Source organism: Dorea sp. Marseille-P4042, from assembly GCF_900290215.1.
Lineage (GTDB): Bacteria > Bacillota > Clostridia > Lachnospirales > Lachnospiraceae > Dorea > Dorea formicigenerans.
The window spans coordinates 1134926-1150296 of sequence record NZ_OLMI01000002.1 but is presented as its reverse complement, the minus strand read 5'-3'; the positions used below and the strand labels follow the sequence as shown (position 1 = coordinate 1150296).

Annotated in this window: 17 protein-coding genes and 1 pseudogene; 17 read left to right on the top strand and 1 reads right to left on the bottom strand. The window is 37.4% G+C overall.

The window, feature by feature from the left end:
* The first annotated feature begins 5 nt into the window (after window positions 1–5).
* The 17 genes and pseudogenes from C7E02_RS11230 to glmS all read left to right on the top strand — a co-directional run bounded on the left by C7E02_RS11230 (window position 6) and on the right by glmS (window position 14418).
* Window positions 6–1451, top strand: coding sequence for a lipopolysaccharide biosynthesis protein (locus C7E02_RS11230; RefSeq protein WP_105309578.1), 1446 nt, complete (start codon window positions 6–8; stop codon window positions 1449–1451).
* A 332-nt stretch (window positions 1452–1783) separates the two neighbouring features.
* Window positions 1784–2128, top strand: a complete 345-nt coding sequence (locus tag C7E02_RS11220) for a serine O-acetyltransferase (protein ID WP_105309576.1) — start codon at window positions 1784–1786, stop codon at window positions 2126–2128.
* 6 nt (window positions 2129–2134) lie between these two features.
* Window positions 2135–3466 carry a D-glycero-beta-D-manno-heptose 1,7-bisphosphate 7-phosphatase gene (gene gmhB, locus C7E02_RS11215; protein WP_105309575.1) on the top strand — a complete coding sequence of 444 codons (1332 nt, stop codon included), beginning with the start codon at window positions 2135–2137 and terminating at the stop codon, window positions 3464–3466.
* Window positions 3467–3524: 58 nt separating this feature from the next.
* Window positions 3525–4427: a sugar phosphate nucleotidyltransferase gene (locus C7E02_RS11210; RefSeq protein WP_105309574.1), complete on the top strand. Its 903-nt coding sequence runs from the start codon at window positions 3525–3527 to the stop codon at window positions 4425–4427.
* Window positions 4428–5045, top strand: a complete 618-nt coding sequence (locus C7E02_RS11205; protein WP_306418644.1) for a VanZ family protein — start codon at window positions 4428–4430, stop codon at window positions 5043–5045.
* A 439-nt stretch (window positions 5046–5484) separates the two neighbouring features.
* Window positions 5485–5844: pseudogene (locus C7E02_RS11195) on the top strand (UDP binding domain-containing protein); the annotation flags it as partial.
* Window positions 5845–6183: 339 nt separating this feature from the next.
* Entirely contained in the window at window positions 6184–6558 is a 375-nt protein-coding gene (locus C7E02_RS11190; RefSeq protein WP_105309573.1) for a hypothetical protein, read from the top strand.
* Between the two features lie 48 nt (window positions 6559–6606).
* Window positions 6607–7044: a hypothetical protein gene (locus tag C7E02_RS11185; RefSeq protein ID WP_105309572.1), complete on the top strand. Its 438-nt coding sequence runs from the start codon at window positions 6607–6609 to the stop codon at window positions 7042–7044.
* Window positions 7045–7156: 112 nt separating this feature from the next.
* The gene (locus C7E02_RS11180) at window positions 7157–7507 is read left to right on the top strand and encodes a type II toxin-antitoxin system RelE/ParE family toxin (RefSeq protein ID WP_005336015.1); all 351 of its coding nucleotides are present in this window, start codon (window positions 7157–7159) and stop codon (window positions 7505–7507) included.
* Window positions 7494–7796 carry a helix-turn-helix domain-containing protein gene (locus tag C7E02_RS11175; RefSeq protein WP_003863952.1) on the top strand — a complete coding sequence of 101 codons (303 nt, stop codon included), beginning with the start codon at window positions 7494–7496 and terminating at the stop codon, window positions 7794–7796. Before C7E02_RS11180 ends, C7E02_RS11175 begins: the two co-directional genes overlap by 14 nt.
* 40 nt (window positions 7797–7836) lie before the next feature.
* Window positions 7837–8010 carry a hypothetical protein gene (locus tag C7E02_RS19215; RefSeq protein ID WP_158683019.1) on the top strand — a complete coding sequence of 58 codons (174 nt, stop codon included), beginning with the start codon at window positions 7837–7839 and terminating at the stop codon, window positions 8008–8010.
* A gap of 608 nt (window positions 8011–8618) precedes the next feature.
* Entirely contained in the window at window positions 8619–8957 is a 339-nt protein-coding gene (locus C7E02_RS11170) for a helix-turn-helix domain-containing protein (protein ID WP_158683017.1), read from the top strand.
* Between the two features lie 51 nt (window positions 8958–9008).
* A complete protein-coding gene (locus tag C7E02_RS11165) occupies window positions 9009–9869 on the top strand; it encodes an ImmA/IrrE family metallo-endopeptidase (RefSeq protein ID WP_105309570.1) in 861 nt (286 codons plus the stop codon).
* Complete coding sequence (locus C7E02_RS11160) at window positions 9869–10840, top strand: hypothetical protein (protein ID WP_105309569.1); 972 nt, start codon at window positions 9869–9871, stop codon at window positions 10838–10840. The genes C7E02_RS11165 and C7E02_RS11160 overlap by 1 nt, the downstream gene beginning before the upstream one ends.
* On the top strand, window positions 10833–11006 hold the full coding sequence (locus C7E02_RS19210; protein WP_158683015.1) for a hypothetical protein: 174 nt from the start codon (window positions 10833–10835) through the stop codon (window positions 11004–11006). Before C7E02_RS11160 ends, C7E02_RS19210 begins: the two co-directional genes overlap by 8 nt.
* A gap of 51 nt (window positions 11007–11057) precedes the next feature.
* The gene (locus C7E02_RS11155) at window positions 11058–12293 is read left to right on the top strand and encodes a Wadjet anti-phage system protein JetD domain-containing protein (protein ID WP_105309568.1); all 1236 of its coding nucleotides are present in this window, start codon (window positions 11058–11060) and stop codon (window positions 12291–12293) included.
* Between the two features lie 286 nt (window positions 12294–12579).
* Window positions 12580–14418, top strand: coding sequence for a glutamine--fructose-6-phosphate transaminase (isomerizing) (gene glmS, locus C7E02_RS11150; RefSeq protein ID WP_005336007.1), 1839 nt, complete (start codon window positions 12580–12582; stop codon window positions 14416–14418).
* A 182-nt stretch (window positions 14419–14600) separates the two neighbouring features.
* Here the strand turns inward: glmS and C7E02_RS11145 are convergent, their stop codons facing one another.
* Window positions 14601–15182, bottom strand: coding sequence for a 50S ribosomal protein L25 (locus C7E02_RS11145; protein ID WP_005341124.1), 582 nt, complete (start codon window positions 15180–15182; stop codon window positions 14601–14603).
* Between the last annotated feature and the right edge of the window lie 189 nt (window positions 15183–15371).

Below are 15371 nucleotides of genomic sequence, written 5' to 3'. Positions count from 1 at the left end.
GATGGATGCAACACACAGTAGAAACAATTAAAAATAAGTATTTGGGAATGTCCAAACCTGTTAAAGCAGCATTTTGGTTTACCGTGTGTAGCTTCTTACAGCGTGGTATTAGCATGATAGCGACCCCTATATTTACGCGGTTGCTTTCAACAGAAAATTATGGCTTGTATAGTACATATCTTTCGTGGGAAACTGTATTGATGATGCTTGTAACACTTAGTCTATATAAGGCTATGATGAATTTGTATGTCAAATACGAGAATCAAGAGATGGTGTTATCAGCAGTATGTGGATTAGAGTTGGTATTGTCTTTAACATGGTTGGTTATTGGAATTAGCTTTAGAAATTTGGCTGCAGAATGGTTGGGATTATCTCCTCAACTTGTCTGCTGCCTTTTTGCAAGTTTTATTTTTCAAGCAGTTGTTCAATGCTGGTCATTATATAAAAGATACATCTATGATTATAAAACACTTGTAGCGGTTACACTGCTATCTACAGTTGGATCAACCTTGTTTGGAGCTGTTGCAGTAGTTTTCGTTAGTCCTACGGCAGAAGCGAGAGTTCTTTCTAATGTAATTGTAATAGCACTGATAGGAATCGCACTATATTATTCAGTGTTTAAAAAAGGAAAGAAATTCTATGATAAAAGAATTTGGTTGTTTTCATTAGGATTTTGTATTCCGTTGATGCCACACTATCTGTCGGAATTCGTTTTACAAAGTTCTGATAAGATTATGATTAACTATTTATGTGGTTCAAGTGATGTGGCTCTATATAGTATTGCGTATTCCGCAGGAAGTTTGATAAACCTTATTACAAATGCCGTTAACTCTACTTTTGCACCATACCAATATCAAAAATTAAAATCTGGTGAATATAAAGTTATGGCTAAGAGAGCGGATCAGGTGCTATTTTTTGTCGCTGCAATGCTGGCTGTCATTATGCTTTTTAGCAGAGAGATTGTATTGATCTTTGGCGGAACGAAGTATATTGAAAGTGTTGATGTAATTATCCCGATTTGTATCGGCGTTTACTTTAACTATATGTTCCAACTGTTTGCAAGAGTACAGGAATACTATGAAAGAAAATTTACGGTTGTTATTCCGTCAATCCTATGTGCAGTGCTTAATTTGATTTTGAATTATATTTTCATAAAACTATGTGGGTATCAAGCAGCAGCCTATACCACTTTCTTTTGCTATGCATTGTTTTGTTTTATTCATTATTTGTTCTACAAAAAGGTCTGTACAGAAATTTTGAATGGTACGCAGTTATACGATGTCAAAGGACTTCTTGCAATCTCAGTAGGTGTAATGTTTTCGGGTGTTGTTATTACATTCATTAACAGGTTGCTATGGCTAAAGTACACTATTCTGGTCGTGGTCCTTGTTGCACTCATTATTAATAGAAAGCGCGTTTTTAGCGCTTTAAAGTCTGTTCTTGGAAAGTAAGAGGAAGCAAAATAAAAACAGCGATGATGATACTAGTAGGCGTAATTATTCATGGGTGGTTTATACCAGGTATGGATGAAAACGAGATGATATAAAAAACGAATTCGATTTATAAGAAATAAATTAAGTGTAGGTTGGAGAACTATTAAAATGATATCAACAAAAGAAGATTTGAAAAACATAATAGCACTTGAAGAAAAGGGGTATGGCAGAAGTAGCCTAATACGCCGATACTTACGAGAATTAAGAATTTGTGAGTACTATAAAAATTGTGGGGGGGCACAACACGACTCTTATTTAAACTCCATAACTTTTATAGAAATAGGTTAGGGTTGCGATTAGGGTTTGAAATTCCGTTAAATGTTTTTGGAAAAGGACTACATATATTTCATACAGGAAACATTATCATCAATGAAACTTCATCTGTCGGAGAATATTGTAATATAATTGGATCTACTTGTTTGGGCAGTAAAGATGGTGGAAACGGTCCCACAATAGGAAATCATTGCGAATTAGGGATGAATTCAGTTGTCATTGGAAATGTTAAAATAGGAAATAATGTTTATATTGGAGCTGGGGCAGTGGTAACTAAAAGCTTTGAGCAGAATGGAGTTTCTTTGGCTGGGGTTCCAGCTAAAATTGTAGCAAGCAGAAAAGATAGTAAGAAAGTTGATTGAAAAATTATGAAAACAGTGATTATGGCCGGAGGGCGAGGAACTCGAATATCTGAATTATTCCCCGATATTCCGAAGCCTTTGATTCCGATAGAAGGTGTTCCAGTTCTTGAGCGAGAGATTATCTCGTTAAGAAATCAGGGATTTAAAGATATCATTATGACAGTTTCCCATATGGGAGACAAAATCATGAACCATTTTGGAGATGGCTCTAAACTTGGGGTTTCGATTCAGTACTACAATGAAGTCACACCGCTTGGAAATGCTGGTGCACTTTTTAAGTTGCGAGAGCAATTAGGGGATAGACCGTTTCTACTTTTGAATGCGGATGCCATTTTTGATGTTGATTTCAACCGGATGGTTAGATTCCATCAGGAACATGGTGGATTGGTGACATTGTTCATCCATCCAAATAACCATCCGTATGATAGCGGGCTCATCATTGCGGAAAAAGATATGTCAGTTAAATCTTGGCTGGCGAAGGAGGATGTTCGCCCAACATATTACAAAAATAGAGTCAATGCAGGCCTGCATGTAATTGATCCTAAAGTCCTTGATATGGTGTCGATTGATGCAGAAAAAATCGGTACTGTGGACAAGATGACAGGAAAAACTGTAAAAGTAGATTTGGATCGTCAGCTTCTAAAACCTTTGGCTGGAACTGGTAAGATGTTTTGCTATGACTCGCCAGAATATGTAAAGGATATGGGAACACCAGATCGCTTTCATCAGGTGGAAGAAGACTTCAGAGCTGGAATAGTAGCGGCTAAGAATCTTTCAAATAAGCAGAAAGCTGTGTTCCTCGACCGGGACGGTACGATTAATAAATATGTTGGATTCCTTAGAAACATTAATGATTTTGAGTTGGGTGAGGGTGTGGCGGAGGCAATCAAGAAGATCAATGCATCTGGTTATCTTGCAATTGTAGTCACAAATCAGCCTGTTATTGCGAGAGGAGAGGTGACGTTCCAAGAACTGGAAGAAATCCATAACAAGATGGAGACAGAACTTGGCTTGCAGGGAGCCTACCTTGATGCAATTTATTATTGCCCTCATCATCCACATAAGGGATATGAAGGTGAAGTTCCAGAATTGAAGATTGAATGTGATTGTCGCAAACCGAAGCCGGGAATGCTGCTGAATGCGGCTAGTGATTATAATATCGAGCTGAGCCAGAGCTATATGATTGGCGATGGTGAGAACGATGTTAAAGCTGGATTGGCAGCTGGATGCAAAGCTGTTCTGGTTAATGGAGATGGAACAGATGCTAAGAGTAAAGACTTTGGACAGGCCGACACATTGGCTTCAGTATTGGAATTTGTAGACAAGTATTTGTGTTGAGAAAAGCCTAGAATAATATTTATTGGTAAATTAAACTGCGAGTACAGAGAGGAGAAGTATGAAAACAACATTACTTATTATGGCAGCCGGTATCGGTAGTCGCTTCGGAACAGGAATCAAACAGTTGGAGCCGGTGGATGCTTCTAATCACATTATCATGGACTATTCCATCCATGATGCGATCGAAGCTGGCTTTAACCACGTGGTCTTTATCATTCGCAAGGATATCGAGAAAGAGTTCAAAGAGGTCATCGGCGACCGAATCGCCTCCATTTGCTCTTCTCATGACGTAACTGTAGACTATGCTTTCCAGGACATTAACGATATTCCGGGAGAATTTCCGGAAGGCCGTACAAAGCCGTGGGGAACCGGTCAGGCCGTGCTTGCGGCAAAGAGTGTAATCGATACCCCATTCATCGTCATCAACGCAGACGATTACTACGGCAAGGAAGGCTTTAAGGCCGTCCATGAGTATCTGGTGAATGGCGGCAAGTCCTGCATGGCTGGTTTCGTTCTGAAGAACACGCTGTCCGATAACGGTGGTGTGACCCGTGGTGTCTGCAAGATGGACGAGAAGAACAATCTGACCGAGGTTTTGGAAACAAAGAACATTGTAAAGACAGCAACTGGAGCAGAAGTAAACGGTGTGTCTGTTGACGTGAATTCTCTGGTTTCCATGAATATGTGGGGGTTAACTCCTGATTTCTTGGGTGTACTGGAGGAAGGCTTCAAAGAGTTCTTCGAGAAGGAAGTGCCGGGTAATCCGCTAAAGGCAGAATATCTGATTCCAATCTTCATCGGTGAGCTGCTGGAGCAAGGCAAGATGTCCGTAAAGGTTCTGAAGACCAATGATACATGGTACGGAATGACCTACCACGAAGATGTCGCAGCTGTAAAGGACAGCTTCAAGAAGATGCTGGAGAACGGGGTGTACAAAGCTGACTTGTTCAGTGATCTGTAAATGATGATGAAAGAAACGATTGATTTACTCGGAAAAATCCTCACAAATATACTGACTGCTCTCTATGAGCCGTTTGGTTTTTCGCTCCTGCTTTCCTTCTTGGTTATGTTCTTCTATCTATATGCTTATGAGCCTGCCACAGCAGGTAGAGGCTGGAAAAATGCCATAGTAACATGGTATCAGAAGTTCAAAGAGAGCGTGTTCTTTCGGAAGTTGTTCTTACTGGCTTTTGTGACATCAATGATCTTATTCAGAACGCTACTGAATCGGAATCTGTGGATGAATCCTTTATCTGATGTCATGGGTGGTTGGGGCATTTGGGAGACCGTGAATGGAGAGAGACAGCTGACTACCGAGTGTATAGAGAATGTGATCATGATGGTGCCGTTTTCAGCGGTAGTGATGTGGACATTCGAAGAAAAGATAGGAAAGGGCTGGAAGAAGATAGTGTGGTATAGCGGAAAGATAGCGTTTTGCTTTTCTTTGACGATAGAGATGTTGCAATTATTGCTTCGCTTGGGTACGTTCCAGCTATCAGACATCTTTTACAACACAGTCGGTGGAATGATTGGCGGTTTAATGTACTACGGAATTATGAAGGCAAGAAAGCGTCTGTAAAAGAATATAATAAGAAACAGAGGACAGCTATCGGAGCATTAGTCAGAGCAGGGAATCCTCTGTTTTGGGTGTAAGGTGATTGGATTCACATGGAAATGGGAGTTATAAAATGGCAGGAAGACCAAAAAAAAACCAGAATATGATCCGGAACTTCAATTTAATCATTTTCTTCAAGAGTTAAGAGATGCCTATGAAGAAGCAGATTTCTTAAGATCGTTGGCGGATGAGTTAAATATTAGTCTGCTTAAACTCCGTAAGTTGCTTATTACTGCCGATGCATTCACCTCAGACATATGTACAGAAATCAATGCTCTGCACCGTTCGGGAAAAAAGATTCCGGAGATTATGAAAGTAACAGGTCTTTCCAGAGCATCGGTTCATTCTTATTTGCCCTACACGAAGGGACTTTATAATGCAGCAGAGATAAGTCTCAATGCGGAGCGATCGTGTACTGCAGAAAGCCGGATACTATGCATATGGCGATGAAAATACATATGATGCATCTATGGAGAAGAATGTAGTGATTGGCGTATATCGCCTTACCATGAAGTCCAACTCTGATAACTTCCGTCAGTCATCAATTCAGGGAGTAATGAAGCGTATCAAAGCCAAAGGTGCAACAGTGATCATTTACGAACCGACATTGGAAGATGGCAGTACATTTTTTGGCAGCAAGGTAGTGAATGATCTGGAGAAGTTCAAAGAACAGAGCCAGGCGATCATTGCCAATCGATACGATAGCTGTTTGGATGATGTGAAAGATAGGGTATATACAAGAAATTTGTATGGTAGAGATTAGAAAAGAATACATATAAGGCAGATCTGTTTTCGGATTTGTAAGGGGAAGCTACGGGAGACCGTGGCTTCTGTGTTTATTTATATAGAATGTTCACGATTCCACTGGCGGATAAATTGTAGTTGCTCCTCGTCACTTGTGTACAGATCATAGAGGGTATTCGTCTTTATGGCACAATATAATAGAAAAAGAATAGTTAACATAGCAATACTCCTATAAAATGGTATAATAAATTATATGCAGCTGATAAAAAAATAGAAGAATTGAAAAGAAATATTATCATCGAAAGAGCTGGCAATCTATGAGGAACAATTAGAAAAAGCACGTGAAGATGCAAAACAGATGTCATATCCTGAGACTCGATTTTATCAAGATGAAAAATTAGAGATTGTCGGACTGAATAAGGAGGAATTAACAGAGCAGAGAACAAAAGTATTAAATTGCGGTTATCAGGTGGCGAAAGAAAGACTTTCGGAGCTTGTGAAAAATGAAGATTTAAAAAATCAACAGTCCATTATTAAAAAGATTATTTTTTATTGGGAAACGAAGAGTGAAGATATTCAACGTGCAATGAAAATTGGATTTTTGAAGAATACAGATGCAATTACGATTCGTGAAAAGAAACTAAAGAAATTAAATGGATTGTCTCTTTCGAAGGACATGATTTTTCGGGAAGGGGAAGATGTTGTTGCCTTAAAAAATAATGAGTTTACGTAGTCTGATTTTGATGAGAAGAAGAGTGCAATAAAAGAAAAAGAAAAAAAGGTGAAAGATCTTTCAGCAGATATTGAGTTGCTTTCCAAGAATAATAAGATGTTGAATCTGTTATCTTCTCTTTCTGCAAATAAACAAGTGTTAATTGAATATAGAGATGACGCACTCAAAGAGAATGGCGATGTTCATTGTCCGGTTTGTGGTTCAGAGATATTTGCCACCTTGGACAAGGAATTAATTCTTAAAGAAGCAGATGAATATATTAGACAGAATGGAGAAGTCGTAAAAATAAAAGAAGTCGAGAAAGCTTCGTTAGAGACTGAGATTCTAGAACTTTATCAGAAGATTATTAGTAGTGCAAAAATAGTAATGGAGAAAGAAAAAAAGGTTCTGGAAACAGAGATTAAGGAGTTGAAGAAGCTGAAGGATGAAATACAGCCATGGAGGAGTTACCATTTGATTAATAAATCGGTATATCTTTATCGGTAAAATAAGTCGTAAAAATACTGGAAGTTAACATATATGAAAAAGTGTTTGGAATCATCTTGACAAACATGTTGAATACGACATATTATAATTACAAAGAAGAAGGAGCATACTAATGTACGAGATCATTTTATATGATACAGAAGATGAAAGATGCCCTGTGCAGGAACTATTAGATTCCCTGGAGCCTAAGTTGCTGGCAAAAACATTGCGGACAATTGATTTACTGGAAATGAACGGACCATTGCTTCGTGAGCCATATTCAAAACCATTGGAGAATGGGATATTTGAGCTTCGTGCCAAGCAGGGATCAGATATTACAAGAGTACTGTATTTCTTTATTGTAGGCAAGAAGGCGGTACTGACCAATGGATTTATAAAAAAATCGCAGAAGACACCAAAGGCAGAAAAAGAACTGGCAAAGAAGTATAAAGCAGATTATGAACGGAGGTATGGCAATGAGTAGCTATAAAGATTATAAAAAAAGAGCATTGCAGAATCCGGAGGTAAAGGCAGAATATGATGCACTGCAACCGGAATATGATATTATCCAGGCGATGATTGATGCAAGAGTGCAGCAGAATATGACACAAAAAGATTTGTCAGCTAAAACCGGAATTACGCAGGCAGATATAAGCCGGATCGAGAACGGAACAAGAAATCCCAGTCTGAGTATGGTAAAAAAACTTGCACATGGATTAGGGATGCAATTAAAACTGGAATTTGTTCCGATGCCAACAAAAAATAAAATGTGAAGAGTATGTTTTAGGCAAAATCTCTCGTTTTGTAGTACAAATGCAAGATGATTTTGATTACTGGTTTGATATGGCAAAATGTTTATTTGCAGGAGAATATGGTAAAATTGATTATGAAAAAGGCGAGAAAACAGTTGAAATGTTACTGGTAAAGCTTGCAAAGATGGAAGTATCTATAAAAAATAGATTGAAGGAGCTTTGTGATTTTTCTTAAAAAGAAAGTTGAAGAGGTCAGACCCCAATGTGGTCAACCTAGTGTCAACTTAAGATAACTGCCTGGCCAAAGTAATGGCTGATGGTGTGAAATCGAGAAAAAGGAAAGTAGATTTGAAAAGAAGCCGCACTTTAATAAAGCTTCACGGAAAAGCCATATGAAAAGCTATTGATTATTAGAATGCCACTTTTTTGTTGTTAAAATGTGTCCTTCCTATTGCTTTGTTCTTTTTTCGTCGGAATGTTCTTCCGGGTATAATTTGAGATCTGCATCGGAGAGATGTCAAGATTCAATTGCTATACAAGAGAGATAAAAGAATATAGGGACAGGAGATGAGGCAGAAAATGAAAATTTTCTGTCTTATTTTGTCGAATGGCGTCAGTTTTTGACAGGTGAGGTGTATTATATATAAGGGAATAAATGGTATGTCTGAAGTCAAAAGGGCAATGTTAAAAACAGGGATGTAGAATAAGATATATAAGAAATGATGTAAAGTTGTAAAATATGCAATAAATGCTTGAATATAAAAAAATAAAAGTATAAAATTAAGGAAAAACAATAAAAAGTTGCATATATAGAAATAAAATGGCTAAAGGGGAGTAATGGAAATGAGCAAATTTATAGAAAATCTGAAAAAATATTTGGAAAATAGAAAGATTAGACAGACCTATGTTTCGCTTATGACTGGATGGGACAAAAGCCGGGTAAGTAAGATTCTTAGTGGGACAATTGACTTAAAAGAATCAGAAGCCGAGTTTTTAGCAAAAGCTTTGGGGCATGATATGTCTTATTTCCTTACTGATTTTTCTGATCAATATAAAGAGCAGGCAGTAAATGGACAATTAGCTTTTTTTGCAGGCACGTTAAACGATGAGGATAAAAAGACGGCTGATAAATTGGTTGAGATGCTTCGCTTTTATGATGCATTGACAATGATTGAAATATAGCTTTTATAATCCAGTATATATAATATTAGTGGGATTTAGGGGAGAAAATCTATGAATAAAGAAAAATTATATAAGATATTGGAATTTAATAAGACACACAGTAAACAAATAGCGTATGCCAAGAATATATTTTATGATTTTGTTGGAACACAAAGTTCCATGATTATCCGCGATATGCAGACATTTGCACAAATGATATTTGATAATAAAGAATATAAGTTCATGCGAATTCCGATGAAAAGCAAGGAAATTGGTGCATTTCAGCTTAGACTCAATAATTTCAATTATTTGGTGTTGAATACGGCAAAAAGTCTGGCAAATAATAATTTTGCAATTGCCCACGAATTGTATCATGTCTTGATTCAGGAAAATCCAGGTTTAGGAAATGCAGGGGAATTGTATTTAAATAATTATGAAGATATTGAAGAAGAACAGATGGCAAATGCTTTTGCCGGAGCCATTATAATGCCGACAGAAGACGTAAGACAGGTTGTTGGATTATTGAAAAATACAAAAAAAATACCAGATGAACTTCGACAGAATTTTTCGTATATTCAGGAATTGATTACGGTTTTTGCTTTGATGAGTTATTATCAGACGACATATATGTCTGTGGTAATCAGATGTTATGAGTTGGAAATTTTTGATACGCAGGATTCAGATTTGATGGAAATCTTATTGTATAATAATAGTGAAGAAAAGCAAAAGAAACTATTTGATAATATACCTATGCGTAAGGGGAATCGTTCTATAATGGAACCGACTTATGAAGATGATTTTGCACAAATGTATAACGAAGCAGAGAAAATGGGTCAAGAGAATGTTAAAAGAGGTATTTTAACAGAAGAAGATTTCAGATATCGTTTGGAAGGACTGAAAGAGGCGTATCTTTCTGTAAAGGGGGAAGCGTAGTGACAATTAAAGATTGTATTTCTCAAATGATATCTTCTTCAGGAAATATATTTGAAACAGATCAAGAAAGGGTAATAGCATCGATTTTACAATCGGAAAATGTTATGTTCTTAGATACATGTTTTATTACAAAATCATCTCATATAGAAAAAGAAGGTTTATTTGAAGCATTTGAAAAAATAGCCGGTGGTAAGGAAAAACAAAAAATAGTGTTTGTTGTTACAGAACTTGTTTTGTATGAACTTAAAGATTCTGTTTCTAATGTGTTACAAGTAAAAAATCAAGAGTTTTTAAAAAAAATGATAGAGCATGGATTTTGTTTGCTTTTGTTGATGGAAGAAACTGTTTTTGAAAATATCAAAACATTTATGAGGTATTCGAGTGAAAAGTGGAACCGGATTTTTTCGACATTAATTCATGATAATATTGCAAATTTAAGTTTTAATGGTTTGATTAGAAATGATAGAAGGATGCCATATTACGGTTTTTCGGAGTGCGGATATAATGTTCCGGCTGATAGGGATTATATAAAAGATATTATAGTGTATTTGAAAAATGCAAAGAAAAGTAAAGACAGTATGGCAGAAGAATTAATTTGTATTTCGCTTTTTAGTATATTTGAACTGACACATGGTTCAACGCGTAATACATATATTTTTTGTACACATGATTTCGGAGCAGTGGCAAGAATGAATAAGGCAATACAAACATCATATCCGGATGAATTAAAGCAATTTAAAAATATAAATGCATTTACAATGATTCAATATATGATAAAAGAAGAAATTATTACTTCAAAAACACAGGCGTTAAATTCAATGAAAAAAATTATGGGTGAAAGAGTCAAATTAATGATTCGAGAAGAGGCTCTGTTTTCGTCTATTGAAAAGACAATAGAAATAGAAGAAGCGGTTGATAGAATTTTTAATAAAGAATCAGTTGTCCTGGTTGGAAACAAGGGGATTGATTAAATTTTGGACCAGTATAGGAAAAGATATATATAAAATTATAAAAGTTATATTTTTTAATATCACTGGTCAAATAAAAGATTATTTGTTATCAGAGCTTAAATTTGGTAAGCGCTATGAGGAAATCTTAGATTTTAGCCAAGGGAAAGCAGAGGGTTCAGGTGAATAATCAAGAGAGAAAAAGAAATGCAAGGTTATGATGAAAAGCGAAGAATAAAATATGGAATATAATGAAAAGAATCTGCCGTTGGCAAAATGGCTAATCGATAAGACAAATACAAGGGACTATCGTATAGGAAATCTCTCAGGAATGAAGCACCCAAAGGTGGATGGGGATCTTTTGAAAATAGTGGGTGGCAGAGATGAACTGGTCAGACAGGCAAAAGTTTTAGAAAGAATTCCAGCATTAGGCGGAGAAGAATATCTGCATTTTGACTGGAGAGAAATGAATACAGATATCACGGAGATTGATTATCGGGTAGAAGTAATTCCTGGATTATGTGACTTAATTGGGGTCATTGATCCTAGAGAACGCCAGTTACAGGCAATAACAAGAGTGTGCAAACTGCAGGAGGATGTCTCCGGAAGCTGTCTGTTCGCTTATTGTAATCATGTGCTGGAACAGTTGAATAAAGGGAATACGAAAGAGTTATCCAAAGCGGAGGATGAAGCATTTCTTAAGTGCCTGAAAGCGTTAGCTGATCTGAAAGAACCGGAATGGAAGCGCGTGTTTAGCTCCAAAGTATTTGAAAAGAAAAAGGATATCATGCCATCTAAAGTTTTCGAACGCATTTATCAAGGTGCAGTTATCGAAGCTTTGAAATACTCTCCGCAATATGAAGAAGGCATGTCAGATGATGAGATACTGGCAGTACATGGAATATTAAGTTATTCTCAGACATTAGAATGGAAAGGTGCCGTGGAGTATTGCATGACAGATCGAAATGGCACAGCGATAGAGAAGAAAATCGACACTTCCTTGAATTATTATGGAACGGTAATTAATGCACAGACATTAGAGCATGCCGTACCAAACTTACGAAATAGTGTTGAAAAAATCATTGTGATTGAGAACAAAGCGAATTATGAAAGCATGGAATATGATCCAAAAGTTTTATATATCTTTTGTCATGGCTACTTTTCGCCAAAGGAAGTTCGCTTTTTGCAAATGTTAATGAAGACAGCACCGGAAGAAATCCAGTGTTATCATTGGGGAGATATGGATTACGGTGGAATACAGATTTTTTTGTATAATGAAAAGAATATTTTCCCAAATCTGATTCCGTGGAAGATGGACGTTCCCTCTTATAAGGCAGCGTTGGAAAAGGAAAAAGGAATTAAGCTATGCAGCAAAAAGCAGAAAAAGTTAGAAGCATTGAATGCCGGTAAATTAGAAGTACTGAAACAGTGTATATTGGAAAATAAGATGGAAATCGAGCAGGAGATGTTAATATAAAAATGTCTCGATCTCATCGACAGTCATCATATTATAGATACTCTGGCAAAGCAAATTCAATTACAATTGAGTCTCAATTACAAAGATAGATTTGAATCAGCTTCATCTCTTGCGCCAGCGCAGCTTCTATGGTATACTTACACGGATTGTAGAATTGACTATATAATGACAAATAAGAGAAATCCGGTCGCAAAAAAGCGTTTTTAGATACCGGATTTCGTATCGGGGCTCAAGAGGGAGTCTTGAAGTGTACATATACAAGAGGCGCAGTGAAAGGAGTTATAGTATGTGTGGGATTGTAGGATTTACAGGTGATATGCAGGCAGCACCAATTCTGTTGGATGGTCTTTCTAAGCTGGAGTACCGAGGATATGATTCAGCAGGAATCGCAGTAAGAGATGGAGAGAAAGAGACAGAAGTCATAAAGGCAAAAGGTCGTCTGAAAGTTCTGGCTGAGAAGACGAATGGCGGAGAATCCGTACCTGGAACATGTGGTATCGGACATACAAGATGGGCGACTCATGGAGAGCCATCAGAGACAAATGCACATCCGCACATCAGTGATGATGGCAATGTTGTAGCAGTTCACAATGGTATTATAGAGAACTATCAGGAACTGAAAGATAAGCTGATCCGCAAAGGTTATTCTTTTTACTCAGCAACAGATACAGAAGTTGCTGTAAAATTAGTTGACTATTATTATAAGAAATATCTCGGTACACCGGTTGATGCAATCAATCATGCATTGATCCGTATTCGTGGTTCTTATGCACTGGCAATGATGTTTAAGGATTATCCGGGAGAGATTTATGTGGCAAGAAAAGACAGCCCGATGATACTTGGTGTAGATGGTGAGAATTCTTACATCGCATCTGATGTTCCGGCTATTCTGAAATATACAAGAAATGTGTATTACATCGGAAATCTTGAGATGGCCCGCGTAAGAAAAGGAGAGATTACATTTTATAATCTGGACGGAGACGAGATTCAGAAAGAGTTGAAGACGGTCGAGTGGGATGCAGAAGCAGCTGAAAAGGCTGGATTTGAGCATTTCATGATGAAAGAGATCCATGAGCAGCCAAAAGCAGTTTCTGACACTTTGAATTCTGTCCTGAAAAATGGAGCGATTGATTTATCGGAAGTAGGATTATCCGAAGAGGAGATGAAAGAGATCAGCCAGATTTATATCGTAGCATGCGGATCTGCTTATCATGTAGGTATGGCAGCACAGTATGTCATCGAAGACCTGGCAAGAATTCCGGTACGTGTGGAACTGGCAAGCGAATTCCGTTATCGTAATCCAATCTTAGATCCAAAAGGTCTGGTCATTATCATCAGCCAGTCCGGAGAGACGGCAGACAGCCTTGCAGCACTCCGCGAATCTAAGGAGATGGGAATTAAGACACTTGGTATTGTAAATGTGATCGGATCTTCTATCGCAAGAGAAGCAGACAACGTATTCTATACACTGGCAGGACCGGAGATTTCTGTAGCTACAACAAAAGCTTACAGCACACAGCTGATCGCAACTTATGCACTTGCAATTCAGTTTGCAAAGGTTCGTGGACAGATTACGGAAGAACAGTATACAGGATATATTGAAGAGCTGCAGACAATTCCGGATAAGATCAGTAAGATTATTGCAGATAAAGAGAGAATCCAGTGGTTCGCAGCAAAGCAGGCTAATGCAAAAGACGCATTTTTCGTAGGAAGAGGAATTGATTATGCAATCAGTCTGGAAGGCAGCCTGAAGATGAAAGAAATCAGTTATATCCATTCTGAGGCATATGCAGCAGGAGAATTGAAGCACGGAACCATTTCTCTGATTGAAGATGGAACACTGGTAATCGGAGTGCTGACACAGCCAGATCTCTATGAGAAGACAGTCAGCAATATGGTAGAATGTAAGAGCCGTGGAGCGTACCTTATGGGATTGACTACATTTGGTCATTACAATATTGAGGATACAGCAGATTTCACTGTTTATATTCCAAAGACAGATCCACATTTTGCAACATCACTTGCAGTTATTCCATTACAGTTGATGGGATATTATGTGAGCGTGGCAAAGGGATTAGACGTAGATAAGCCGAGAAACCTTGCAAAGAGTGTAACAGTGGAATAAGAATAATAGAATAAGAATGTTAATTGAGGACATAGTGTTTATTTAAAATGCTATGTCCTTTTATAAAAAATGAAGCCTCCCACTTAAGGAGCCTTCATTTTTTATGAGTGTCTGACAAATTTCAATTATGATATTTGTTCAGATACAAAATGTTCAATTTGAAAATAATCCGATACTGGGATTTACTCAGTCTCTTCACTGTCTTCGTCATCAGCAATTGCAATATGTGATTCAGTTACAGTAACAACAGTTGTCTCAGGATCTGTAACCAAGTGGACATCTTTATCCTGTGCAAGTGACAGATCTTTTACTTTAATCGTATCGCCGACACGGAGTTCTGCTACATCAATCTCAACTTTGTCAACAAGTGCAGATGGAAGTGCTTTATAAGAAACTTCCTCTAACTGTTGCTGCAATACACCAGATTCAAGTTTGTCATGGTTTACAAGAACAATCTCTGCAACAGAGTGTACAACTTCACCTTTGACAAGAGCCTGGAAATCCATCTCGTCTACTCTGCCTTTTAATGGGTTATAATCAACCTCTTTGATCAATACATTGTGGGATTCGCCGTCAATATCCAACATGATCTGGCTTCCTTTATTGCTCGTCTTAAGCAGGCGGTCAACTGCGGCAGCATCCATTTTTACTGGAATGGACTCTTTCATCTCTTTGCCGAATACGTTACCGGTAACATAGCCCTCTCTTCTTAATTTTTTTGCCTTTACGTCAAGTGTTCTTTTTTCAGCTTTTAAAGTATTCATTTATCTTTTCCTCCAAGTCTGAATAATTTATGAGTTCTATTTGTTACAACTGTAGTATAGCACCTGCGAAATGTTATGATTAACCAAAAAATATAAAAAACAGAGAAAAAGATTATGCAAAATAGACAAAACAATAAGACCTGATGTTTCATGTATAACGGATAAAACAGATGAATAATGTTACCAGGT